26 protein-coding genes are annotated in these 23,689 nt (G+C 63.7%); 9 read left to right on the top strand and 17 right to left on the bottom strand.

Annotation, left to right across the window (positions count from 1 at the left end; translation table 11 throughout):
• Positions 1-49 precede the first annotated feature (49 nt).
• Positions 50-1,312: an FAD-dependent monooxygenase gene (locus VKS22_00340; protein HLW69049.1), complete on the bottom strand. Its 1,263-nt coding sequence runs from the start codon at positions 1,310-1,312 to the stop codon at positions 50-52.
• 5 nt (positions 1,313-1,317) lie between these two features.
• Complete coding sequence (locus VKS22_00335; protein ID HLW69048.1) at positions 1,318-1,719, bottom strand: hypothetical protein; 402 nt, start codon at positions 1,717-1,719, stop codon at positions 1,318-1,320.
• 127 nt (positions 1,720-1,846) lie between these two features.
• Here VKS22_00335 and VKS22_00330 point away from each other — a divergent pair, with 127 nt between their 5' ends.
• Together VKS22_00330 and trpS are read left to right on the top strand one after the other, a co-directional pair.
• Positions 1,847-2,749: a deoxyribonuclease IV gene (locus VKS22_00330; protein HLW69047.1), complete on the top strand. Its 903-nt coding sequence runs from the start codon at positions 1,847-1,849 to the stop codon at positions 2,747-2,749.
• A gap of 88 nt (positions 2,750-2,837) precedes the next feature.
• Positions 2,838-3,839: a tryptophan--tRNA ligase gene (gene trpS, locus VKS22_00325; protein HLW69046.1), complete on the top strand. Its 1,002-nt coding sequence runs from the start codon at positions 2,838-2,840 to the stop codon at positions 3,837-3,839.
• Here trpS and VKS22_00320 read toward each other — a convergent pair.
• Positions 3,836-4,795 (bottom strand): hypothetical protein, encoded by a 960-nt coding sequence (locus VKS22_00320; GenBank protein HLW69045.1) that lies wholly within the window; start codon positions 4,793-4,795, stop codon positions 3,836-3,838. The genes trpS and VKS22_00320 overlap by 4 nt on opposite strands.
• Before the next feature lie 85 nt (positions 4,796-4,880).
• On the bottom strand, positions 4,881-5,456 hold the full coding sequence (locus tag VKS22_00315) for a sigma-70 family RNA polymerase sigma factor (protein HLW69044.1): 576 nt from the start codon (positions 5,454-5,456) through the stop codon (positions 4,881-4,883).
• 335 nt (positions 5,457-5,791) lie between these two features.
• Between VKS22_00315 and VKS22_00310 the strand changes: the two genes are divergently transcribed.
• The 3 genes from VKS22_00310 to VKS22_00300 all read left to right on the top strand — a co-directional run bounded on the left by VKS22_00310 (position 5,792) and on the right by VKS22_00300 (position 7,808).
• A complete protein-coding gene (locus VKS22_00310; GenBank protein ID HLW69043.1) occupies positions 5,792-6,049 on the top strand; it encodes a hypothetical protein in 258 nt (85 codons plus the stop codon).
• Between the two features lie 76 nt (positions 6,050-6,125).
• Complete coding sequence (locus VKS22_00305) at positions 6,126-6,980, top strand: DUF692 domain-containing protein (protein HLW69042.1); 855 nt, start codon at positions 6,126-6,128, stop codon at positions 6,978-6,980.
• Between the two features lie 3 nt (positions 6,981-6,983).
• Positions 6,984-7,808 carry a DNA-binding domain-containing protein gene (locus VKS22_00300; protein HLW69041.1) on the top strand — a complete coding sequence of 275 codons (825 nt, stop codon included), beginning with the start codon at positions 6,984-6,986 and terminating at the stop codon, positions 7,806-7,808.
• Here VKS22_00300 and accD read toward each other — a convergent pair.
• The 10 genes from accD to argS form a co-directional block, all read right to left on the bottom strand.
• The gene (gene accD, locus VKS22_00295; protein HLW69040.1) at positions 7,738-8,643 is read right to left on the bottom strand and encodes an acetyl-CoA carboxylase, carboxyltransferase subunit beta; all 906 of its coding nucleotides are present in this window, start codon (positions 8,641-8,643) and stop codon (positions 7,738-7,740) included. The genes VKS22_00300 and accD overlap by 71 nt on opposite strands.
• Positions 8,644-8,648: 5 nt before the next feature.
• Positions 8,649-9,497, bottom strand: a complete 849-nt coding sequence (gene trpA / locus VKS22_00290; GenBank protein HLW69039.1) for a tryptophan synthase subunit alpha — start codon at positions 9,495-9,497, stop codon at positions 8,649-8,651.
• A complete protein-coding gene (gene trpB, locus VKS22_00285; protein ID HLW69038.1) occupies positions 9,494-10,687 on the bottom strand; it encodes a tryptophan synthase subunit beta in 1,194 nt (397 codons plus the stop codon). Before trpB ends, trpA begins: the two co-directional genes overlap by 4 nt.
• Positions 10,671-11,279: a phosphoribosylanthranilate isomerase gene (locus tag VKS22_00280; GenBank protein ID HLW69037.1), complete on the bottom strand. Its 609-nt coding sequence runs from the start codon at positions 11,277-11,279 to the stop codon at positions 10,671-10,673. The genes trpB and VKS22_00280 overlap by 17 nt, the downstream gene beginning before the upstream one ends.
• Positions 11,276-12,100 carry an indole-3-glycerol phosphate synthase TrpC gene (trpC, locus tag VKS22_00275; protein ID HLW69036.1) on the bottom strand — a complete coding sequence of 275 codons (825 nt, stop codon included), beginning with the start codon at positions 12,098-12,100 and terminating at the stop codon, positions 11,276-11,278. Before trpC ends, VKS22_00280 begins: the two co-directional genes overlap by 4 nt.
• Positions 12,101-12,109: 9 nt before the next feature.
• A complete protein-coding gene (gene trpD / locus VKS22_00270; GenBank protein ID HLW69035.1) occupies positions 12,110-13,132 on the bottom strand; it encodes an anthranilate phosphoribosyltransferase in 1,023 nt (340 codons plus the stop codon).
• Complete coding sequence (locus tag VKS22_00265; protein HLW69034.1) at positions 13,129-13,710, bottom strand: aminodeoxychorismate/anthranilate synthase component II; 582 nt, start codon at positions 13,708-13,710, stop codon at positions 13,129-13,131. Before VKS22_00265 ends, trpD begins: the two co-directional genes overlap by 4 nt.
• 5 nt (positions 13,711-13,715) lie before the next feature.
• A complete protein-coding gene (trpE, locus tag VKS22_00260; GenBank protein HLW69033.1) occupies positions 13,716-15,227 on the bottom strand; it encodes an anthranilate synthase component I in 1,512 nt (503 codons plus the stop codon).
• A gap of 1,403 nt (positions 15,228-16,630) precedes the next feature.
• Positions 16,631-17,356, bottom strand: coding sequence for an SPOR domain-containing protein (locus VKS22_00255; GenBank protein HLW69032.1), 726 nt, complete (start codon positions 17,354-17,356; stop codon positions 16,631-16,633).
• Positions 17,357-17,392: 36 nt separating this feature from the next.
• A complete protein-coding gene (argS, locus tag VKS22_00250; GenBank protein ID HLW69031.1) occupies positions 17,393-19,054 on the bottom strand; it encodes an arginine--tRNA ligase in 1,662 nt (553 codons plus the stop codon).
• Between the two features lie 102 nt (positions 19,055-19,156).
• Here argS and VKS22_00245 point away from each other — a divergent pair, with 102 nt between their 5' ends.
• Entirely contained in the window at positions 19,157-19,795 is a 639-nt protein-coding gene (locus tag VKS22_00245) for a CoA pyrophosphatase (GenBank protein HLW69030.1), read from the top strand.
• Here VKS22_00245 and VKS22_00240 read toward each other — a convergent pair.
• Entirely contained in the window at positions 19,759-20,274 is a 516-nt protein-coding gene (locus tag VKS22_00240) for a class IV adenylate cyclase (protein ID HLW69029.1), read from the bottom strand. The genes VKS22_00245 and VKS22_00240 overlap by 37 nt on opposite strands.
• Before the next feature lie 72 nt (positions 20,275-20,346).
• Here VKS22_00240 and VKS22_00235 point away from each other — a divergent pair, with 72 nt between their 5' ends.
• Positions 20,347-21,537: a hypothetical protein gene (locus tag VKS22_00235; GenBank protein ID HLW69028.1), complete on the top strand. Its 1,191-nt coding sequence runs from the start codon at positions 20,347-20,349 to the stop codon at positions 21,535-21,537.
• Complete coding sequence (locus VKS22_00230; GenBank protein ID HLW69027.1) at positions 21,534-22,754, top strand: CaiB/BaiF CoA-transferase family protein; 1,221 nt, start codon at positions 21,534-21,536, stop codon at positions 22,752-22,754. Before VKS22_00235 ends, VKS22_00230 begins: the two co-directional genes overlap by 4 nt.
• Positions 22,755-22,775: 21 nt before the next feature.
• Here the strand turns inward: VKS22_00230 and VKS22_00225 are convergent, their stop codons facing one another.
• Positions 22,776-23,414, bottom strand: a complete 639-nt coding sequence (locus tag VKS22_00225) for an MFS transporter (protein ID HLW69026.1) — start codon at positions 23,412-23,414, stop codon at positions 22,776-22,778.
• Complete coding sequence (locus VKS22_00220; protein HLW69025.1) at positions 23,411-23,548, bottom strand: hypothetical protein; 138 nt, start codon at positions 23,546-23,548, stop codon at positions 23,411-23,413. Before VKS22_00220 ends, VKS22_00225 begins: the two co-directional genes overlap by 4 nt.
• 63 nt (positions 23,549-23,611) lie before the next feature.
• Between VKS22_00220 and VKS22_00215 the strand changes: the two genes are divergently transcribed.
• Positions 23,612-23,689 (top strand): transposase (locus VKS22_00215; GenBank protein ID HLW69024.1); only part of this gene is annotated, 78 nt, incomplete at its 3' end.

The following is a 23,689-nucleotide window of genomic DNA, read 5'->3' as shown; positions in this document are numbered from 1 at the left end:
TTAACCGAGCAATCGATTGTCTGTTTTGCGTGAAATCGCGCTCACGCGACTAGATCGGTTGCGGACGATTCTGCTCGAGCACCGCGACCGGAACGTCGACGATCGCGTCAAACCAACGCTTCATACCCGCGGCATCCATCGTCGACCAGTCCGGAATCTCCTCCACGAGGGCACGCCCCAACTGCTGGCCGTAAATGACCAGCCGGTTGTTGGTGTCGACCCGGCCTTGATTCCAGGTCGCGAGCGCCGCTTCGAGCGAACGATGCGCCTTGAGCGCCTCGGCGAGCGCGATTGCATCATTAATACTTTTGAGCGCGCCCGCTGCGGTATGCGGTCGCGCGAAGGCGCCCGCGTCGCCCGCGAGACAGATGCGGCCGTGGCGAAAAGCCGGCACCTGGCAATCATAAATCGCGTAGGCGAAGGTGTTTTCGCTGCGCCCGACGATTTCGTTGTAGTAATCCGGCAGCCCGGCGCGCGCCCGCCGTCTGAGTTCGCTCTCGGTTGCGAGCGGCATCGCGCCCGGCGGCATCGAGCCTTCGTGCGTGCGCCCATCGCGATCGGTGAAAAACGCGGCCAGCTCGTCCTCCGGCACCGACAGGTACATGCCCCAATTGACCAATCTTCGGCCTGCCGCGACTGAGCCGTCCGCGCCCGGCACGAAGTAGAAGATTCCGTGCCCGCCCGGATAACCCGGTGAATGCACTCCGCGGTCGAGCGGTTCAGCATCGCGCATCGCGTCCTCCCGAAGGATGCCGCGCCACAGGACATAGCCGGCGTACTCGATTTTGATGTCAGGAAAGAGTCGGCGGCGTCCCAAAGAGTTGTAGCCGTCGGCGCACACGACCAGGTCAAAGGAGGGCGTGGCGCCGTCGCTCAGCTCCACGCGCGCCCGCCCGCTCGGCGCTTCGCGCAGATCGACGACGCGTTTGCCGGCTTGATAGATGCGATCGGGCACGCGCGTGCGCAGGTTCCGATAAAGCCCGCCCCAGTTGAGCAGCGCCAGGTCGGCGGGTTGATTCCAGGCGACGTAACCGAGCCGCGGCGCGCCCGACGTGCGCCACGACCGGATCATCGCGTGACCGGCAAAATAAGGCGTATCCGCATCGACCAAATCACGCCGAATCAAAGTGTCGATCACAGGCTTCGGGATGCCGATTCCTGCTCCACGATCTTTGAGCGCCTCGCCGGAGCGCTCGAACAGCGTAACGTCGCAGCCAATTCGCAAGAGCTCGATCGCGACGGCGCATCCCGCGATCGAGCCACCGACAATCGCCACTTTCAGCCCTTCGGCAATCGTCGCTTCGTTCGCCATTTCAGTCACATACCACGGTCGGACTTGAGCGTCAGGCCGCAACTGTCGCATCGGCGGTTCAGCAAGCCGCTCCAATAGGGAAGCTGCTCGCGGCCGCTGAACTGCTCTCCGCAGCGCGGACAGGGGATCGCGCTGACGCGCTGGGCGAGAACCATCCCGGCGACGATCCAGAAGAGCGTGAGCGGCACGAGCAAGTCGCTTGAGCCAGTGGCGATCGCGGCTATAACTCCCGCGGGCAACAAGCCAATAAGCCATATGATTACGAGATTTTGCCGGCGCTTGAGCCGGGTCAGCGCGGCGCGCTCGCGCGGATTGGGCGGAAGCCATGACGGATAGTATCGACGCGGCTGCATCGTGATTGTGTGGCGCCCCGCGTGAGTAGCGGCCGGGAGTGCGCGGGCCTTCACTTCCTCACTACCGCAACGCCTCGCGCCGCGCCAACTCTCCACGTAAGGGGTTCTGCCACGCGCAGGATATGGTGTCGCGCGGCGGACGCGTTCGTATAGAATTGCGGCTCTAGCCGAGAGGTTACGTATGGCCGGGGCAATGGAAAAGGCGGAGGGTACTTCGGCATCGAGCCGGCCCCTGCTCGGTGCGCACATATCGATCGCGGGCGGAGTCAGCCAGGCGCTCGGACGCGGCCGTGACGCCGGATGCGAATGCATCCAGATCTTCACCAAGTCGTCGCGGCAATGGGCGGCCAAGCCCTATCCGCGCGAGGAGATCGAGGGCTTCCGCGCCGCGCAGCGCGAGTCGGGCATCAAGCTCGTCGTCGCGCACGATTCCTATCTGGTTAATCTCGGCGCGACCGACGAGACTCTGCGCAAGAAGTCGATCGCCGGCGTGATCGACGAACTCGAACGCTGCGAGCAACTCGGCATCCCGTTTTTGATTGCTCATCCGGGCGCGCACGTGGGCGCCGGCGAGGAGGCTGGGATCAGGAATATCGCGCGCGCCATCGACGAAGCGCATACCGCCTGTCCCGGTTATCGGGTCAGGCTGGCGCTCGAAATCACCGCTGGGCAGGGCAGCAACCTCGGCTACAAGTTCGAGCAGATGGGCCAGATTATCGACGCGGTGGCGGACAATGGACGGCTGCGCCTGTGCTTCGATACCGAACACGCCTTTGCCGCCGGCTATGATCTGCGAGATGACGAGGGCTATGAGCGGACCTTCGCCGAACTCGATCAACATGTCGGACTCGAGCTGCTCGCCGCCTTTCACATCAACGATTCGATGAAACCGCTGAACTCAAGGGTCGATCGCCACGAGCATATCGGCAAGGGCCATCTGGGGCTCGAGCCTTTCCGCCGCCTGGTCAATGACCCGCGTTTCGTGGGCGTTCCGATGTGCCTCGAAACCGAGCCCGGTCCCGAGATGCACGACATCATCGAGGACCTCCAGCAACTCCATCGGCTGCTCAAAGCCGCCGCCTGACTGACACTAGGCGGAACGAGGCTCTGCGAGTAGAGCCGAGCAAAGGAGTCTGCGACGTGCGCACAGCGAACGAAGTGAGCGATTAAGAATGAGCAAGCGCATCCTCACCGGCGACCGGCCGACCGGCCCGCTGCATCTCGGGCACTACGTAGGCTCGCTGCAGAATCGGGTCAAGCTGCAGGACGAGTACGACACCTTCGTCCTGATCGCGGACGTGCAGGCGCTCACCGACAATTTCGAGCACCCGGAGAAGCTCGCCGGCAATATCTTTGAAGTGGCGCTCGACTACCTCGCCGTCGGTCTCGATCCGACGAAGGCCAAGTTCGTCGTGCAATCGATGGTGCCGGAGCTGGCCGAGCTGACTATCTATTTCATGAACCTCGTGACGGTCGCGACGCTGGAGCGCAATCCCACCGTCAAAGAGGAGATTAAACAGCGTAATTTCGTCAAGGGCGTACCGGTCGGCTTCTGGTCGTATCCGATTTCGCAGGCGGCCGATATCACGATCTTCAAGGCCGACCTCGTACCAGTTGGTGAAGACCAGTTGCCGATGATCGAACAAGCGCGCGAGATCGTGCGCCGCTTCAACCGGCTCTACGGCAAGGTGCTGATCGAACCGCGCGCGATGCTCGGTGCCGTCGCGCGGCTGCCCGGCACGGACGGCGACGCGAAGATGTCAAAATCGATCGGCAATTGTATCTACCTCGGCGATCCGCCCGAAGTCGTCCGCAAGCGTGTGATGTCGATGTTCACCGATCCGACGCGGATTCATCCGACCGACCCGGGCCATGTCGAGAACAATCCGGTCTTCACCTATCACGACGTTTTCAATCCGAATAAGGCGGAAGTCGAGGAGCTGAAGGAACGCTATCGCGCCGGCACGGTAGGCGACGTCGAGGTCAAGCAGCGACTCTATGATGCGCTGGTCGAATTCCTGACACCAATCCGTGAGCGCCGCGCGGAGTTCCAGGCAAAGCCCAAGCAGGTTTACGAGATCATCGCCGAGGGAACTCGCCAAGGGCGCGCCCTTGCGCAGGCCACGATGGCCGAAGTGCGCACCGCAATGAAGATCGCCTACCGCTTCGACTAGGAGGTCGATGCTGTCTGGTCCGCGAGGGTCACGTCGCGAAGGAGATCGATCGCCGGCTCGCGCGCAACCAGCATCGAAACGAAATGGTCCTGCGGATGGAAGGTCAGACAGATGCTGTAACCCTTGTACTGATAGAAGGTGTGCGCGCCAGCCCAGTAGCGAGCGCCAGTCGGGGCGACAAAGCCCGGCGCGTGAAGACAAATGCTCAGAATTTGCCCCTTCTCTCCTCGATAGAGCGTGTACGTGACCGGATCGTCGCCTGCGGTATGCTTCGGTAATAGCCCCGCTAACTGATCGATTCGGCCGCCATATAGCCCGTAGCCTGACGCGCGAAAGTCATAAATCTCTTCTGGAACGTTGGCTTCGCGGTACGAGCGCGCCAGGTCGGCGGACTCGCCGGCCGAAGGCGACTCCGAATCCCTGTCCATCACCCATGCATAGTAGGAATCGCCGTGGCCGCTTGCATCCTGATCCGTTGCATTGGCGACGAAGTTCGAACCGAAGGCGTTGAACTTATTCACAGCCAAGTCAAAGAGTTGAGTAGGCGGCACTTGCGGCAGCGCGATTCCAGTTCTGACGTGACCAACGATGAGTCCCAACGCAAGAATTAATGAGCCGAGCGCCGCGATAGGTAATGCGATTCTGGCGGAACGGGATCGCGCCCAAACTGCGATACGACCGCCACGATCGGCAAAAGCTGGTCTCACCGCGGGACGCGAATCGGCTTCAATCAGTTCGCCCAAGGCGGCGCGAATCCGCAGTCGAACGTCGGCGGGAACTTTGGCAATAACGCTATGCGTCCTGATCAGCGTCTTCAGTTGACGCTCGCTGATAAAGCGCTCGCGACACCTGAGGCAATCCGCGATATGCTCGTCGGCAAGCCGATGTTCGTGGCCATCCAGCTCGCTGTCGGCGTGAGTGGCTAAATAATTTTCAATGTAGGTTTGGCAGGTCATTGGAATTCAAGACTTCTTCACGGGAATCAGTGACAATCGCTTATCATTCACCCTTTTCGAATGCTTTGCGTCTTTAATTTGCGAGTCAAGTACCAGTTTTCCCACGCACCATTGAGAGCTTCTCGAGACTCAGCCGCATCAGCATTCGCCCGCGCGAAACTCGCGACTTGACGGTTCCCAGGGGAATCTCCAAAACTTCCGCGACCTCGTGATAATTCAATTCATGCAGATCGACGAGGAGCAGCGCTTCACGATACTCCGACGGCAAAGTCGCGAGGGCCCGCTCGATCAACCGCCCGGTCATGCGTTGGGCCGCCAAGTCCTCGGGATTTTCCTGTGGCGAATTTTCAGCGAAACTTTGCTCTTCTATCTCCTGATCGAACTCCTCACTCGTTGCCGCAAGTTGCTCTCGCGCATTACGGCGGTAAGCCGTGCGAAAGATGTTATACAGGATGGTTAACAACCAGGCGCGGCAATTCGTTCCCGCCTTGAATTGATGGAAGCATCGGTAGGCGCGCAGGACTGTCTCCTGCAGGAGATCTTTGGCGTCGTCGGGATTGCGGGCGAGTCTAAGCGCGGCGGTATAGACTACGTCGAGATAGGGAAGCGCGGTCTGCTCGAAGCGCTGGCGCCGATTACGGGACGTGCCGCTCTTTCCCATGTTCCGCTTGGCTAAACCCTAGTATGCTGGTACTCAAACCAATTCAATAAATTAGCTACGCAGGCAATTGCCGGCGCGGATGGATTCGCGGTGATCCGAAGCCGCGCCAGGTTTGTAGTTCAAGAGGTATCATCATAGTCACAACAATTTCAGGTGCTGCGGGCTGAATAAGTGGCCTAGAACATTCGTTACTAAGCGCATCGGCAGTCAGGCGAGCGCGGCCGACCGTTGCTCCATCATCGGTAATCCGGGGGCACTTTGGCAAGAGCTCCAATCCGGGGGTAGAATCGCGGCGCAAGCCTCTTTATTTTTGACCGGTAGAAAAGGAGATGGACATGGATAAATTGAAACTTTCGGGTGCGGTGCTTGCGACTGCGGTTGGGCTGCTGTTCATGGCGCAGCCGCTGGTGCTGGCCGACGACTCTGGCGGCGCGCAAGTGAAATGTGTCGCGGGCAACAGTTGCAAAGGCCAGAGCGCCTGCAAGAGCGCAAGCAACAGTTGCAAGGGGCAGAACTCGTGCAAGGGCAAGGGCTGGGTGATGACTCCCACCGCCGCCGCATGCTCGCAGGCGGGCGGACACGTCGAGTCATAACGACTGTGTTGCGGCCGTGCGCGTTGGCGAGTGGACGCGCACGGCCGCTCGACTTTTTAATCTTTCCGCCATTCTGATGAACCGTTTTGGCCTGCCTGCTCTCGGGACCGGGGTGGGGCTACGGCCCCCGCACTACGCAGAGGTGATTGCGGAACGGCCCGCGATCGACTGGTTCGAGGTCATCACGGAAAATTTTATGGTCGCGGGCGGGCGTCCGCTCGAAGTGCTCGAGCAGGTTCGCGCGAATTATCCGATCGTCCTCCACGGCGTCTCGATGTCACTGGGTTCCGCCGATCGGCTGAACCGCGGCCATCTGCGCGGCGTCGCCGAACTCGCCAAGCGCTTCGAGCCGGCGTGGATTTCCGATCATCTCTGCTGGACCGGGGTGGGCGGGCGGAATCTTCACGATCTCATGCCGCTGCCCTACACCGCGGAAACCGCGATGCATGTGGCCGGACGCCTCCGCCAGGCGCAGGAGCTGCTTGGCCGCCGCATCCTGATTGAGAATGTCTCGAGTTATCTTTCCTATACTCAGTCGACGATGCCGGAATGGGAGTTCGTGTCGGCAATCGCCGAAGAAGCTGATTGCGGGATTTTACTGGACATCAACAATATATTTGTCAGTTCGTTTAACCATCGCTTCGACGCCAAACAATATATCGAGGGGATCCCGCTTGATCGGGTCGTGCAGTTCCATCTGGCCGGCCATAGCGATCACGGGAAGTACCTGCTCGACACGCACGACCATCCGATTCGGCCGGAAGTTTGGGCGCTCTATGACTACGCAGTGCAACGGTTTGGCGCGGTCTCGACGCTGATCGAGCGCGACGACAATATCCCGGAATTCGCGGAGCTGCAGGCCGAAGCTGACGAAGCGCGCCGGCGAAGCGATCTTACCATTTCGCCGGCCCAAAGCCTTGTCGCGGAATAAGCGATGGAACTTGAGCGTATCCAGAGTCTGCTCTACCGCTTGATCACTGCGCCGAGCGGAGTCGCGGAAGGACTCGCTGCGGAGGGCTTGCGCGGCGCCGACGAGCTGTCGGCGCTGATTTCCGGCGATGAACGGCTGACGGCATTTGAGCGCCTCGGAATATACGCGGACGCCTATTTTTATCGGCTGCTCGAGGTGCTCAAGGAGGACTATCCGGCAACTCTCGCGATTCTTGGCGACGCGCAGTTTCACAATCTCATTACCGGCTATCTGCTCGAGGATCCGCCGACCGAACCCTCGATCATGTACGCGGGCAGCAAACTGCCTGCCTTTCTCCGCGGGCATCCGTTAGCCGAGCAACGGCCCTTTCTGGCCGATCTGGCGACGCTCGAACGCGCGCTGATCGAGATCTTTCATGCGGCGGACGCGATTGCGCTGGACGCCGCCACGATGAAGGCGATCGCGCTTGCGGAATGGCCGGCGATCACTATTCGGCGGCATCCGGCGTCACGCATTCTGGAACTCGACTGGCACGTCGAGGGGGTGCTGCGGGCCGTCGAGCGCGCGGAGGATTGGAGCGTTCCCGCCTGCGCGCCAGTGAACCTTCTCGTTTGGCGGCGGAACGCGCAAGTTTCTTACCGCGAGCTCGAGCCCGGCGAGCGCGACGCCCTGATGCTCGCGGAGCGCGGCGCCAGCTTCGCGACGATCTGCGGCGCCGTTGCGCAGGAGACCGGTGATCCGGCGCCGGCCGTGCGGATCAGCCGCCTACTGAACGGCTGGATCGCGCAGGGGCTTTTGCTCCGCGACGAGACCGGCGCGGCGGTTTGAGCATCGCCAAGACCTGGCCGAGCATGTAGCGGAGCTTGTTGCGCGGCACGATCGCGTCGATCATGCCATGCGCCAGCAGAAACTCCGCGGTCTGAAAATTCTCCGGCAGTTGCTGACTGGTGGTCTGCTCGATTACCCGTCGTCCCGCAAAGCCGATCACCGCGCCGGGCTCGGCGAAATTGAGGTCGCCGAGGCTCGAAAACGAAGCGGCGACGCCGCCGGTGGTCGGATCGCACAGCACCGAGAGGTACGGGATGCGGGCGTCGCGCAGGCGCGCGATCGCGGCGCAGACTTTCGCCATCTGCATAAGAGAGAGCGCGCCTTCCTGCATCCGCGCACCGCCGGACGCCGAGAAAACGATCACCGGCAAACGCCGCCCGCGCGCGTAATCCATCAGCCGCGCGATTTTGTCGCCAACTACCACCCCCATACTGCCGCCCATGAAGTTGAAGTCCATGATCGCAAGCGCGGCCGGACGTCCTTCGATCTTGCCGAGCCCGGTGACCACCGCGTCGTTGCGGCCGCTGGCGCGTCGCGCGGCTTCGAGGCGCGTGGAATAGGGTTTGGAATCAACGAAGCCCAGCGGATCACCGCCGGCGACTTCGGCAAACAGCTCGCACCACTCGCCACGATCAATTGTAACTGCGAGGCGCTGCTCAATCGTGAGCCGCAGATGCCAGCCGCATTTCAGACAGACATTGAGATTGCGTTCGACTTCCTTGCGGAAGGCGATTTCACGACAGCCCGGGCATTTGAGCCAGATGTCATCAGAGGCTTGCGCGGGGGCGGCCTGCGGCGAGGGAGTCTGCACTGCTGCTTGGAGCTTTTGCGCCATGGGCGTCAAGCCTCGGCGACAGCGCTGGGGTTGGCCGGGCGCATCGCGTCCTTGAGAGCGGCGGCAAAATCGCCGATCACCGTTACCAGACGATCGGAGGCGGCGTGGTCTTCGATGAGTTGAGAAATCGCGCTGCCGACCACCACGGCGTCGGCGAAGGCGGCAACCTCGCGGGCTTGCTCCGGCGTCGAAATGCCGAAGCCGACGCCGATCGGCAACTCGGTAATTGCCCGCAGCGCACGCACCTTGCCCGCGAGCTCGGCGGCGAGGGCGGCGCGCGCGCCGGTCACGCCGGTGACCGCGACGTAGTAGAGAAATCCACTGGCGCTGGCGGCGATCGTGCGGGCGCGCTCAAGTGGTGTCGTCGGCGCGAGCAGGTAGATCAGATCAAGCCCGGCGGCGCGCGCCGGCTTGGCCAGCTCGGCGCTCTCTTCGGGCGGCAGGTCCACCACCAGTAGGCCGTCGAGTCCGGCGCGCGCCGCGTCGGCCGCCAGACGGGCGGGGCCGTAATGGTAAATCGGATTGTAGTAGCCGAAGAGGATCAGCGGAATCTCGGTCTGTTTGCGCAACTCGGCCACCATCGCGAGGATCGCGGGCAAGGTCGCGCCGGCGGCGAGGCCGCGGGCGGCGGCGCGCTGATTGGCCGGGCCGTCGGCCATCGGATCGGAAAAAGGCACGCCCAGTTCGATCAAATCAGCGCCGCGCGCTTCCAGCTCGAGGACCAGCCGGCGGGTGCGTTCGAGGGCGGGGTCGCCGGCCACGATATAAGGGATTAGCGCGCTTTCTGCGCGGGCGCGCAGCTCGCGAAATTTCCGCGCGATGCGTCCGCGCGCCGGACCGCTGGTCGCGCTCATAGCGTCACCCCGAACTCGCGCGCGACGGTCTGCATATCCTTGTCGCCGCGGCCCGACAGATTAATGATCATCACCTGTTCCTTCGGCAGCGTCGGCGCGAGCTTCGCGGCGTACGCGATCGCATGGGAGCTCTCGAGCGCCGGGATTATGCCCTCGCTCTCGGAGAGCAGTTTCAGCGCCTCGAGCGCTTCGGCGTCAGTGACGGCGACGTACTCGGCGCGGCCCGTGTCTTTGAGCCAGGCGAGCTCGGGGCCGACGCCGGGGTAATCGAGTCCGGCCGCGATCGAATGGGTCTCGCGAATCTGCCCCATCTCGTCCTGCAGCAGGTAGGTGCGATTTCCGTGCAGCACGCCGACCGAGCCGGCGGTCATCGTGGCGGCATGGAGCGGACCACTGAGCCCGAGCCCGGCCGCTTCGACGCCAATCATACGGACGGCCGCATCTTTGATGAACGGATAGAACAGGCCGATCGCATTGGAGCCGCCGTTGACACAGGCGATCAGCACGTCGGGCAGCCGCTGTTCTTTTTCCACAATCTGACGGCGCGCCTCCGCGCCAATCACCGACTGAAAATCGCGCACGATCATCGGATAGGGATGGGGGCCCGCCGCGGTGCCAATTAGATAGTAGGTAGTACGCACGGTCGCGATCCAGTCGCGCAGCGCTTCGTTGAGCGCGTCCTTAAGGCTCTTGCTGCCCGCATCGACACTGGTGACCTTGGCGCCGAGCAGCTTCATGCGGAAGACATTGAGCGACTGACGTTCGACGTCGACGCTGCCCATGAAGACTTCGCACTCTTTGCGGAAGAGCGCGGCCATCGTCGCGGTGGCGACGCCGTGTTGTCCCGCGCCGGTCTCGGCGGTGATGCGCGCCTTGCCCATGCGCGCGGCGAGCAGCGCCTGGCCGAGCGTATTGTTGACCTTGTGCGCGCCGGTGTGGCAAAGGTCTTCGCGCTTGAGATAGATTTTCGCGCCGCCAAGGCGGGCGCTCAGGTTGGCGCAAAAGAACAGCGGCGTTGGCCGGCCGACATACTCGCGCGCCAACCGCTTCAATTCGAGCCGAAAAGCGGGATCGCGTCGCGCCGCTTTGTAGGCGCTCTCGAGTTCGAACAGCGCGGGCATCAGGGTTTCGGCCACGTAGCGGCCGCCATAGAGGCCGAAGCGTCCGTGCCGGTCAGGCAGACTTTGCATTGGCGATAAAGCTCCTCATGCGGGCGGCGTCCTTGATTCCGGGCGCGGACTCGACGCCGCTTGCGACATCGACGCCGAAGGGCTTCAGGCGGGCGGCGGCGGCAACATTGTCGGGCGCGAGTCCGCCGGAAATATAGACGCGGCTGAGATCGTAGCCGGCGAAGGCGTCGAGCGGGCGGGCGCGTCCCGCGCCGCCGTACAGCGCCGGATGGAATGAATCAAGCAAAAGATAGTCGGCGCCGCCGTGCGGCCGCGCATCCGGCGCGACGCCATCCTTGAGCCGGAGCGCGCGAATCACCTTGACCGGCCATCCGCGCAGCGCAGTCTCGTCCTCGTCGCCGTGGAACTGCAAAAGATCAAGCCGCAGCGCGCTCAAGCGCTCGGCGATGTAGGCGCGCGGCGCGTTGACGAAAACCCCGGCAATTTCGCAGCGCGATCCGATCGCCTCGCGGATCGCCTGCGCCTGCTCGAGACTTAGCGCGCGCGGGCTGGGCGGGTAAAAATTCAAGCCGATGACGTCGGCGCCAAGCTCGACCGCGCAGCGCGCATCCTCGACGCGGGTGATGCCGCAGATCTTGATGCGGACAGTCATATATTGCTACCAGCGGTTATTTTGTTGACTCTCGCAGATTCGCCAAGTGCTCCCGCTAGCGCAGCCAATGCTACGCGCGGATTGCCGCCGCGCAGCAGGCTCTCGCCGATCAGAAACGCGCTTGCGCCGGCGCGATCGAGCCGGGCAATCTGCGCGGGCGTCTCGATTCCACTCTCGGCGACGATCAGTGCGGGACCACGATAGTCCTCGAGCAATTGCTCGGTCAAAGCGATATCGGTCTTGAAGGTATGGAGGTCGCGGTTGTTGATGCCGATCAATTCTGCATCCATCTCCGCGGCGCGGGCGAACTCCGCGCGATTATGCACCTCGATGAGCGCGGCGAGCCCGAGCTTGCGCGCAGCCTCCGCCAGGGTGCTGAGCGCGCCCTGCGTCAACATCGCGGCAATTAGCAGAATACAGTCGGCGCCGGCTGCGCGCGCCTCGAACAACTGGTAGTCGTCAAAGATAAAATCCTTGCGCAGTAGCGGCAGATCAACGGCCGCGCGCACCGTGCGCAAATCTTCGAGCGAGCCCTTGAAGTGGCGATCCGTGAGCACCGAGATCGCCGCGGCGCCGCTGCTGGCGTAATCGCGCCCGACTGTTGCGGGGTCGAGGCCCGGCATGATGTCGCCCTTGCTCGGCGAGGCGCGCTTGACCTCGGCGATGATCGCCGGGCGGCGGGCGCGTAGCGCGGCGACGATATCGCGAGGTGCGGCGGTGCCGCGGGCGGCCGCGGCGATCGCGTCGCGGCTCACCAGCTGCTGCCGCTCACGCAACTCCTCGCGCTTGGCGGCGAAAATCCGGTCGAGAATCGAACTCATACGCGAACCTCAGGACGCCTCCTGACTCGCCACCCGCAATTGTTCGATCGTTACGAGTGCGCGGCCCGAGGCCAGCACTTCCTGGGCAATCCGCACGCCCTCGGCGAGCGACGCCGCACCCTGACCGGCGTAGATTGCAGCGCCGGCGTTGAGTGCGAGGACGTCGCGCGCGGGACCTGGTTCACCGCCGAGGGCGTGGCGCAGAATTTCCATCGCATCGCCGGCGTCGGCGGTCAAAAACTGCGCGGCGCTGGCCCCTTCGATCGCAAAATTCTCAGGCGCAATCCGATACGAATCGAGCGTACCGCGGCGCATTTCGATCACCGAGGTCGGCGCACTCAGCGAGATCTCATCGAGGCCATCGAGTCCATGCACCACAAGCGCGTGTTCAACTTCAAGCGCGACCAGCGCCTCCGCGATCGGTTGCAGGAGGCGGGGCTCGGCGACGCCCAGCAATTGGTAGCGCGGGCGGGCGGGATTGGCGAGCGGCGCCATCAGGTTAAATATCGTGCGAATGCCGAGCGTCCGGCGCAACACCGCGAGACGCGCGAGCACTGGATGCCAGGCGGGCGCGAAGACGAAACAGATGCGTGCGCGCGCGAGGCATCGACGCAGCCCGGCCGGGTCGAGCTCGAGGCGCACGCCGAAGCGTTCGAGCACGTCAGCCGCACCGACGCGGCCGCTGATCGCGCGATTACCGTGCTTGGCGGTGGCGACGCCGGCGGCAGCCGCGACCAGCGCGGCGCCGGTCGAGATATTGAAGGTGCCGGCGCCGTCGCCGCCGGTGCCGGCGGTGTCGAGCACGCGGCCGTCGTCGAGGTTCAACGGACGCGCGCGATGGCGCATCGCGCGGACGCCGCCCGCCAGCTCCGCCGCAGTCTCGCCCTTCAAGCGCAGCGCGACGAGGAAACCGGCGACCAGCGCGTCCGGCACCACGTCGTCGAGGATCTCACCAAAGACCGTCTCGGCTTCGGCGGCGTCGAGCGAGCGGCCCTTGAGGACCGCGTCGAAGGCTTCGCGCAGCGTGCTCATCCGGGGATGCCGTCGAGGAAGTTCTTCAGGAGCGCCTTGCCGTCGGGTGTGCCGATCGACTCCGGATGAAACTGCACGCCCTCGATCGGATAGTCCTTGTGGCGCAGCCCCATAATCTCGTCTTCTGCCGTCCGCGCGCTGACCTCGAGACAGGCTGGGAGGCGCGTCGCTTCGACCAGCAGTGAATGATAGCGCATCGCCGCGAAGGGATTCGCAAGGCCGGCGAAGATTGTACGGCCGTCGTGAATCACCGGCGAGGTCTTGCCATGCATCAGGCGGCCGGCGCGAATGATCTTCGCGCCGAAGGCGTCGCCCAGACACTGATGACCCAGGCAGACGCCGAGGATCGGAAGCGCGCCGGCAAGTTCGCGCAGCAGAGTGACCGAGATTCCGGCCTCGGCGGGAGTGCCGGGCCCGGGCGAGATGATTACGGCGTCAGGCTGCAGGTCGCGCACGGCGGCAACGGTGATCGCATCATTGCGATGGACGGTCACACTGGCGCCGAGTTCGCCGAGATATTGAACGAGGTTGTAGGTGAAGGAGTCGTAATTATCGATCATGACGAGCCGGAGCGCCATCGCGATTACCTCCGCGCCGCGGCGTCTTCGAAGTCGCGCGCGGCGCCGAGCGCCCGCACCATCGCGCGCGCCTTGTTGCATGACTCGTCGAACTCGGCCGCCGGATCCGAATCCGCGACCACGCCGCCACCGGCCTGGATATAGACGCGATCGCCCTTAATCAACAGCGTTCGGAGTGCGATCGCAGTATCGGTGTTGCCGGTGTAGCTGAAATAGCCGACCGCGCCGGCATAGACGCCGCGGCGTACGGCTTCGAGCTCGTCGATAATCTCCATCGCGCGGATTTTGGGCGCGCCGGAGACGGTGCCTTGCGGGAAGGTTGCGCGAAAAGCGTCGAAGGCGTCCATCCCGTCCTTCAGCTCGCCGACCACGTTTGAGACGATATGCATCACGTGTGAGTAGCGCTCGACCCCCATCAGCTCGGTAACTTTGACGCTGCCGATTTTGGCCACCCGGCCGACGTCGTTGCGCCCGAGATCGACCAGCATGACATGCTCGGCGATCTCCTTGGGGTCGGCGAGCAGCTCGCGTTCGAGGCGCAGGTCGTCGGCCTCGCTGGCGCCGCGCGGCCGCGTCCCGGCGATCGGGCGCAGCGTGATCTCGCGGCCTTCGACCCGCACCATCGTCTCCGGCGACGCGCCGACCAGCGTGAGATCGCCGAGGCGCAGATAGAACATATACGGCGAGGGATTGATGGTGCGCAGGCTGCGATAAAGGTTGAACGGATGCGCCGTCAGCGGGGCCTCAAAACGCTGCGACGGCACGACTTGGATGATGTCGCCCGCCGCGATGTACTCCTTGGCCGCATCGACCATCGCCATGTAGCCCTCGCGCGTGACGTTCGAGGTGATCGAGGCCTCGGCGCGGAAGTTCGGCGGCGGCCCTTCGAGTGCGGGCCGGATCGCAGCCTCACGCAACCGTTCGAGCGTCTGATCGATCTTCTGCTCGCCGCTGCGCCACGCCTCGTGGGTCGAGCCGAATTCTTCAACCGGCACGCTGGCGATGATCCGCAGGGTCTGGCGGACGTTATCGAAGACCAGCACGGTATCGGTGAACATCAGGTAGAGGTCGGGCACGCCAAGATCGTCGTGGACGCTCGCCGGGATTCGTGGTTCGAAGGAGCGCACGAGATCGTAGGCGAGGAAGCCGACCGCGCCGCCGAAGAAACGCGGCAGGCCCGGCAGTTCGGGAGCCCGAAGCCGCTTAAGCTCGCGGCGCAGCTCCTCGAAGGGATTGTCAACGCTGCGCGATTCGACCGCGCGGCCCGGCCGAATCAGGTCCATGCGATGGCCGCGGGCGCGCACCACGCGCGCGGGCTCCGCGCCGAGAAAGGTGTAACGCCCCCACTTTTCGCCGCCGCGGACGCTTTCGAGCAGGAACGCATAATCCCCACGCGCGATCTTGAGAAAGGCGGAGACCGGCGTCTCGAGATCGGCAGCAACCTCGTGCGCCACCGGAATCAGGTTGAATCCTGCCGATGCAAACTGATCGAATTCGCGTTCGCCAGGCGTAATCATCACGTGCTCCTTACTCGAGTCCGACGGTCTTTGCTCCCGACCGCTGCGACGCTCCCGCGACCGACAACAAAAAGGCCGCTGGGTTTGGTTGCCCGCGGCCTCTGAGGAAAATCGGTTGTGTTAAAGAACTACAAAACCGGAGGACGGGCACTTACGCCAGCGCACCAGCGCCAGCCCTCCCAGACCTTTCCGCTAAGCAAGCAGTTCTCCACGATGCTCCAGTTAGCCATCCAAGGTGGCGTTTGTCAATCTTTGATTCTTCTTCCGGCGGCGAGTCCGCGTCGCCGTTTAGGGAAAGCTGCCACACGTTTCGCTGCGCGCCGACGCGCTTGCCAGATGGTACGGATCGATAACCCGTTGGTAATTTTCGGCGCAAGATTGTCCAAAGTATTACCTTGGCCGCCCCTCCGAGGATGGAGCTTACACTCGGAGCCGGAGGATTCGCGCATGAGCGGAAAGCTTTCGAGTTTCGTAGCTTCGGCCGAAAGCCGGGCTGCAATCAGACGAGTCGTGGCTCGGCCTCGCGGCTTGCATACCAGTGTTATGGCACTCGCGATCTCAGCGGCTCTCGTGGGCGCTGTGGTGTTTGCGCAAGAGCCCTTCGCGTCATCGACGCCGATGCCCACGCCAACCGCGCCCGGAGGGACCGCCAGTAAGGCCCCGGTCGCCGAAGCCACTCGGGGACCCGGCAGCCCTGGAGTAATAGCGGTGCATGCACCAGAGATCATTTTCCACGTTGGAGGCGAATCGGTATTTCCACCGAGCAATGAGTGTTCCGGGGCAATCTTACATGCCCTAAAGAGTCATGCCCCGGTCTTGATTCCACCGTCGGGCAAGCCAGCGGTCGACCAGCGTTGCACTGAAGAGATGGATCGAGCGCTTTACTTTGAACGAACGAGGTCCGAGTGCGCAAACGGCCCTTGTTGGTGAGGCTGAGAGCCTAGATAGCCAACATCTCCAACGTGACCGCGAGGGGACTGAAAATGACACGACTCTGGATGGGCTTGTTTCTGCTATCTCTTTGCTCCCATACTGCACACGCTCAGCAGCCTACGAGCCCCGGGCCGTTCGCGACCGGAAACGCCAACTTCTGGAGCAGCGCCACCAATCCCAATGCTCCGGGAGACGAACATGGCGCGGTTGGCCGGACTTACATAGTCTTGAAGGCCAATCTGCAATTCAGCTTTATCAATCGTGCCAACATTAAGAATGGCTACAATCCACTTCCGTCTGGAATGCCCATTCCGGATCATGCAAATCTGGGTAACTCAAATGTAATGACTATTACGGATTCTCAGGTGTGTGCAATCTCGATGTTGGTGACTATTTCACGTTGGTCCACCAATATGGCGGATCCATAACCGATCCGGGGCCCTACGAGTTCAAATCGAAACGGATCGGCTTCATTCCTCTTCCGGCGCCGAGTCCGCGTCGCTCGGCGGGGAGGACGCACCGCCTCCGCCGTAAGTCGCGTTGTATTTCTTGCGCAGTTCGGCCTCGGCTGTCGCCGCCTCTTCCTTGGTCGTGTAGGGGCCGACCACGACTTTGTACCAGGTCGAGCCGTTGAGCTCAGTCGGCGTCATGTGCGGCCGGTAGCCGAGGCCTTCGAGCCGTTTCACCATGTCGTTGGCGCTCGCCGCGTCCATCGCGGCCTGAATCTGGATATTGAAGGGCTTGCGACGGATATTGCTCGGCGCCGCCGGGGTGGCGATCGCGGCGACCTGCGCGGGACTTGGTGAAGACTCCGGCGCTGACGTGTCGGCGCCGTCAGTAGAGTCAGCGGTCTCGTCGGCGGCGTCGGCCGCGTCAGGCTTGACGGGTATCTCGGATTTGGTCGCGCCGGCTAGCTGTTTTTTTGGCTTCCCGATCGGTGACGCGGCAGAAGGAGAGGAAACCGTTGCTGATTGGTCGGAGCCGCTCGCAGAAGCCGCAGCCACGGGCACTGCTGGCGACGGCGCAGTTGCCGGCGGCGGGATCGTATAGCTCTCGGTAACTTGCTGCGCGGCGATTTGGCTCTGATGGCCGATGTCGTAACCGGCCAGCAGCCCCATCACGAAGACCGCGCCGGATAGTAGCAGGATCCCGATTAGAATTCCGGCGATACCGCCGGACCTGATATCGAAACGCATCGCGTGCCGATCCCCTATTCCGCTATCTCCAATCTACTACATGCGCTCCGGCGCACTGACGCCGAGCAGTTCGAGCCCCGCCGCGAGCGCCGTCCGCAGCACGCTGGCGAACAATAATCGCGCGCCGCTCAATGGGCGATTCGCGACATCAATTATACGGTTGGCCGGTTTATTGTAATAGCGATGGAAATCGCCCGCCAACTCGAGCAGCGCAAACGGAATCCGATGAGGTTCGAGGGACGCGGTCGCCGCGACGACGATTTCCGGCAGGGCCAACGCTTTGCGCACTAACGCCAACTCTTCATCTGCCAGCACGCTTAGATCGACTTCTTCCGCATCCTGCGCCAGCTCGAGGCGTTCGGCCTCGCGGAAGATACTGGCGAGCCGGGCGTGCGCGTACTGCACGTAAAAGACCGGATTTTCCGGCGCCTGGCGCTTGGCCAGATCGAGATCGAAATCCAGATGGCTGTCGTGCTTGCGGAAGAGAAAAAAGAAGCGCACCACGTCGGCGCCGACCTCGTCAATCAGCTCGTCGAGCGTGACGTAGGTCGCTTTGCGGGTCGACATCTTGACCTTCTCACCCGCGCGCGTAAGCGTGACGAATTGATAGATGATCGCGGTGATCGGCGTCGTGTCGTAGCCGAGCGCGCGCACCGCGGCGATTACGCCCTCATGCTCTGCGATATGGTCGGCGCCGAAAACGTCGATGATCCGCGCGAAGCCGCGCGTCAGCTTGTCGATATGATAGGCGATGTCGGGCGTGCGATAGGTCGGTTCGCCGCTTGACCTCACCAGCACCTGGTCCTGCTGGTTGGGCAGATTCAGCGCCTCGCCCTTGAGCCAGACCGCGCCGTCGCGATCGGTAACCAGATCACGCGCGCGCAGCCTTTCGAGGACGGCCGCGACGCGTCCGTCGCGCATCAGGTCCAATTCGTTGGTGTAGACGTCGAATCTGACGCCGAGACGCTCGCAGGTCCGGCGGATGTCGGCGAAGATCGCCTCAACCGCGGCGTTGGTGTAAAACTCGGCCGGAGGATCAGCCCGCGCATCAGCAAGTTTCTCGGTCAGAGATCGCGCGATCTCGCGAATGTACTCGCCCTGGTAGCCGTCTTCCGGGAGTTCCGCGCCCTCTCCGAGTTCCTGCAGATATCGCGCCTTGACCGACTCGCCGAGCAGCTTCATCTGCCGGCCGCCGTCATTGAAGTAATATTCGCGAGTTACCTCGTGGCCGGTAGCCTCATACAGGCGCGCGATCGTATCGCCGAGCACGGCATTGCGGCCATGCCCGACCGTCAAGGGGCCGGTGGGATTGGCGGAGAGAAACTCGACCTGCACCCGGCGGCCCGCGCCGATCAGCGGAGTGAGGAAGCTCGCGCCCAGCTTTGCGGTCCGGCGCAGTTCACCATGCCAATAGGCCGGCGCCATGCGAAAATTTATGAATCCGGGTCCGGCCACCGTGACCTCAGCGATTTCCGGCGGGCGAAGCTGATCCAGTTCCGCCTTGACGACCTCGGCGATCGCGCGCGGAGCCTTGCCCTCCGCCCGCGCGAGCGTCAGCGCGACGTTGCTGGCGGCGTCGCCATGCGTTGGATCTTTTGGCGCTTCGATTACGATATTTGCGGCAGCGGTCTTGAGCTTGCCCGCGGCGTGCGCGCGCGCCAGCGCGGCTTCGAGGGTGGCGAGGATCAATTGCTTCATAGGAGATGGTCTAATCTGCCAGATACTTTCGGCGGCGGGTAGGCGGTGGCCGGGAGGCCTGCTACTCTGTCAATTCCACCTGGCGCTACTGCGCTATTCCAAATGAACGAAGTTCCCAACTATCTCAGTAATCTGCGTCGCGGCCTTATCCGCTCCGAGGCCATCCTCCGCCCGGAGAAAAAAAATACCGCAGCCGTGCTGGTCGCGATGGTCTTGCGGGGAAACGCCTTAAATATCATCTACACGCGGCGCTCGGACCGCCTGAGCAGTCATCGCGGACAGGTCGCCTTCCCTGGCGGGCGCTTCGACCGGCGGGATTCCAATCTGGTGGCGACCGCACTGCGCGAAACGCATGAGGAGATCGGCATCGCGCCGCACAGTATCGAAGTGCTCGGCGGCTTCGAGGGACGTGAGACGCGCAGCAGCGAAATTTTCGTCGCGCCCTTCGTCGGGCTCGTGCGCGAGCCGTTCGAACTGCGGCCGGACCCTAAGGAAGTCGCCGAAATTTTCGAAGTGCCACTCGCCGCGCTCGAGGATCGTCGTTACCGCGGCCATTACAATTGGAGCCCTGACGGCGCATCGCGCCGCTTCCCAGCGATCCTCTACGCCGGCCAGACCATCTGGGGACTGACCTACGAACTCACGCTGCGCTTCCTTGAATACAGCCGTCGCGCCGCTCGCTTGAGCCGGCAACCGAAGGCGCTTCAGGCCGCCGGCCTTGCCGCCATCAACTCGAAATAGGATTGGCGGATGAGTGCGCTCGGCTGCACGCCGAGCATCTCCAGAACTTCGCGCAGTGTGGCCTCATAAGCGGCCGGCGCCTCGCCATCGCGAACAATGATCTCAATCTCGCCAAACTCGCCGAGTCCTTCGACCACGTCGAGATGGAGCCTGAGATGGTCGCGCGTCAGCAGCATCCGGCGTTTGTCCACGACGGCGATAACGCCAAGCGCCCGCTCAAGCATCGCGCGGGTTGCGAGCGGTTCCGCTACTGCTACGATCGTATAGTCGCTGACTTCCAAATCGCCAGTGAGCTCACGGCGATAATGAATCAGCGCAGCGCCCGCAGACTCTTCGCGCAACTTGAGCTTGCCGTGAGCGACGCGGTAGAAGGTGTCGCGCTGAACCAGTGTCGCCCGATAGAGCAGGCCGGACCGCTCGGCGCGTGCTCGCGCACCCGGCAAATCCGTAAGTTTGAACTTGGCTTCGAGGTTACGCATCGCCGCGGCGTGCTTGACAGCTCAAAACGCCGCCACATAGGCTCGCACGATCCGTGAGGATTTCCGAGCGCGATGGCCAAAAAATCCAGTCACGATACTCCCCGGTTGCGCGAGATGGGTTTTGATCCAGGCGCGCCGCCGGCAGAGGCGTTAGCGACCCTGCGCGCCCTGCGCGAACGTCCCGACGCGCCGCTGGAGCTGATCGCCGAGGCGCTCGGCGGGATCGCCTCCCCGGAAGCGGCGGCCGCCCTCGCCGAGCTGGAGGCCAACGCTCGCGGGGGCTTGCGCCGAGCGATCCGTGGCGCGCTTTTCCGCCTGCATCAGCGCGGCATCGAAGCGCCGGTCTCCGCTCCCACTGCCGCCGCGGCGCCGACGTCAATAATTGAAGAAGGCTTAACCGCACTGCTCTCATTCGCCGACGCCGACGGCGCGCGCATCGTCTGGATGCTCAAGCCGCGCGGCGGGAGCGGGGGCGGCTTGCGGCGCCTCTGGGGCCTGGCCTCGGAAAGCGAGGGGTTGCTCGGCGCGACGCTCGAGAGCGTCACGCGCAAGGAGTATCGCGCGCAGCGCGCCGAACTCGAACGGCGCGCGGGAACTCCGCTGTTCGAGGCTGATGGCGCGCTCGCCGACTTCATCCTGTGCGAGGCGTGGCGGCAAACCCCTGAAGCGCGGCGTGGGCGAGTAGGCGACTTTCTGACGCTGCGCGCCGAGTTGCTCGCGAGCCCGCCGGCGGCTGATTTCCATCATCCGATCTATCGCGAACTGGCGGCGCAACTCGCGATTGATCCGCCCGCCGAACTGGTACGCGAACCGGACGTCGGCGCCTATAAACTGTCAGCGGCCGCCATCAAACCTTACGCCGAGGAGGTGAGCGGTTTGCAGCAGAGCACGATCGTGCTCAGCCGCATGCAGCAGGAGGAGCGCGTCGGCACCGTAGTCGAGCGCGCCCTCGGCGACCTGCTCGCGGGCGAGACCGCGTATCGCCTGCGGCGCCATCTCGAGGACACGGCTTACATCTTCGCGCGTAGCGGCAAGCTCGAGGCCGCCGGATGGGCCGCGGCTGCGGCCGCACGACTTCACGATCGCGTCGACCCGAAGCGTTCCGCCTTTTTCCAGGCCTTTATGCGCGCGCAACTCGGCGCGCTCCTGGTCGAGCAGAAGGAGGAAGCGCGCGACGAGCCCCGGCTCATCATGACGCCGGCGGAAGCGATGCGCGCGCGACAGGCCGCACAGGCGCGGATGCGCGGGCGCGGCGCGCGATGAGCCACGCTGCGGAAAGGGTGATAGCGCTGCGACCCCTCGAAGGCATCCGCGTCCTCGATCTCAGCCGCGTCCTTGCCGGACCCTTCTGCACGATGAATCTGGCGGATCTCGGCGCCGAAGTGATCAAGGTCGAGATGCCCGGGCGCGGCGACGACTCGCGCGGCTACGCCCCGCGCATCCCGAACTCGAACGACTCCGGCTATTTCTACAGCGTTAATCGCGGCAAGAGCAGCGTCACGCTCGACCTGCGTCAGCCAGCCGGCGCTGAGATTCTGCTGGCGCTTGCGCAGCACGCCGACATTGTCGTCGAGAACTTTTCGCCAGGGACGATGGAGCGCTTCGGCCTGGGCTATGCGCGGCTGCACGCCGCCAACCCGCGGATCATTCTGTGCTCAATCTCGGGCTTCGGACAGAGCGGCCCGATGGCGGCGGCGCCGGCGTATGACATCGTCGCGCAGGCCCTCGGCGGTACGATGAGCATCACCGGCGACGCGGGCGGCGCGCCGATGCGCTGTGGCGTTTCCGTGGGCGATCTCGCGGCGGCGCTCTACGCTGTGGTCGCGATTTTCGCCGCGCTGCGCGTCCGCGATAGCATCGGCGTGGGACAGCATCTGGACATCGCGATGCTCGATTGCCAGGTCGCGTGGCTTGAAGACGCGCTCGCGCGCTACTCGGCCACCGGCCGGGTGCCGGGTCCGGTCGGCTCGCGCCATCCGTCGATCACGCCGTTCCAACAATTCCGCGCGGCGGACGATTACTTCGTCGCCGGCTGCGGCAACGAAGCGATCTGGGGTCGTTTCTGCGACGCAATCGGACTGTCTGAGCTCCGGCTCGATCCGCGTTTCGCCCTCAATGCCGATCGCACCGCGCATCACGTCGAGCTTGAGCCGATTCTCGCCGATCACTTCGCGCGCCATCCGCGCGCACATTGGCTCGCGCGGCTCGAAGCCGCCAGTGTGCCCTGCGCGCCGATCGCGAATGTCGCCGAAGTCACGCGCAACCCGCATCTCGCCGAGCGTCAGATGATTCTGCACGCCGATCATCCGAGCTTCCCTGACCTCATCGTTCCCGGCTCACCGCTCAAAGTTGTCGGCGTCGATAGCGCTCCGAATACGCGCTCGCCGCAACTGGGTGAACACACCGATCAGGTTCTCGCCCGGCTGCTCGGCTACGACGCCAGCCGTCTCGCCGAACTCCGCACTCAGCAGATCATCTGAGACGTCGGCAGGGCGCGGGACTTACGTAGGGCCAACCGCGGTGCGGGTATGCATCTGAGTGATCGAGCGGCCGCGCGTCTCGGGCAGCATCCAGACCAGCGCAGCGCCGGCTGCCGAAAAGAGCGCGCCGAGCGCGAGGGTCGGCGCGAACCCTATCATGCTGAGCCACGTGATCAGCAGCGGCGTGAAAAATTGAACGCCCCGCGTGGTGTTGAGCAGCAGGCCGAGCGCGCTGTTGCGCACCCGCGTCGGCAGCATCTCGGAGACCATCGGGCCGACACCGGCCCACAGTCCGGTGCCAACGCCGGCGACGACCATCGACGCGCTGAGCAGGCCGCTCATCCCGCGCGCCCAGGTCCACAGAATCGTCGTCGGCAATACGCCCACCGCCATCAGGAGGCCGAAGAGGCTCACGACCGGACGCCGCCCGAAGCGATCGGCGAGCCAGCCGAACATGGCGTAGCCGAAAACCCCGCCGCATTGCATCCGGATCATGAGCGACCCGCCGGCCGCGGGACTTAAACCGCGCGTGAGCCGCAGATACGAGGGCATCCAGCTATAGGTGAACCAGTAGGCTTCGGAATTGACCAGCAGGATCAGGAAGAGCGTCGCCACAATGCCGCGATAGGCGTGCAGCTCATGCAGGTCCGCGCGACTCATCCAGCGGCGGCTCGTTGGCGGGTCCAGACGTCGCTCTCGGTCAGCCGGCGCCATACCGCGCCCGCGACGAGAAACGCGGGAATCGCAGAGAGAATGAAAACCGCGCGCCAGCCGATCGCGGGTTCGAGATCCACGTGGCCTTACCCCCTCGAAGTATCCCACCGATAGGTTAGTGTCTGCCGGAAAGGAAGGCGGACATGAAGCGAGCGCGGTTTAGCGAGGAGCAGATCATCGGCGTTTTGAAGGAGGCGGAGGCCGGGGCCAAGGTCAGCGAA

Source organism: Candidatus Binataceae bacterium, from assembly GCA_035308025.1.
GTDB lineage: Bacteria > Desulfobacterota > Binatia > Binatales > Binataceae > JAJPHI01.
The sequence above is the reverse complement of the archived record's forward strand: the minus strand, read 5'-3'. Positions and strand labels throughout refer to the sequence as shown.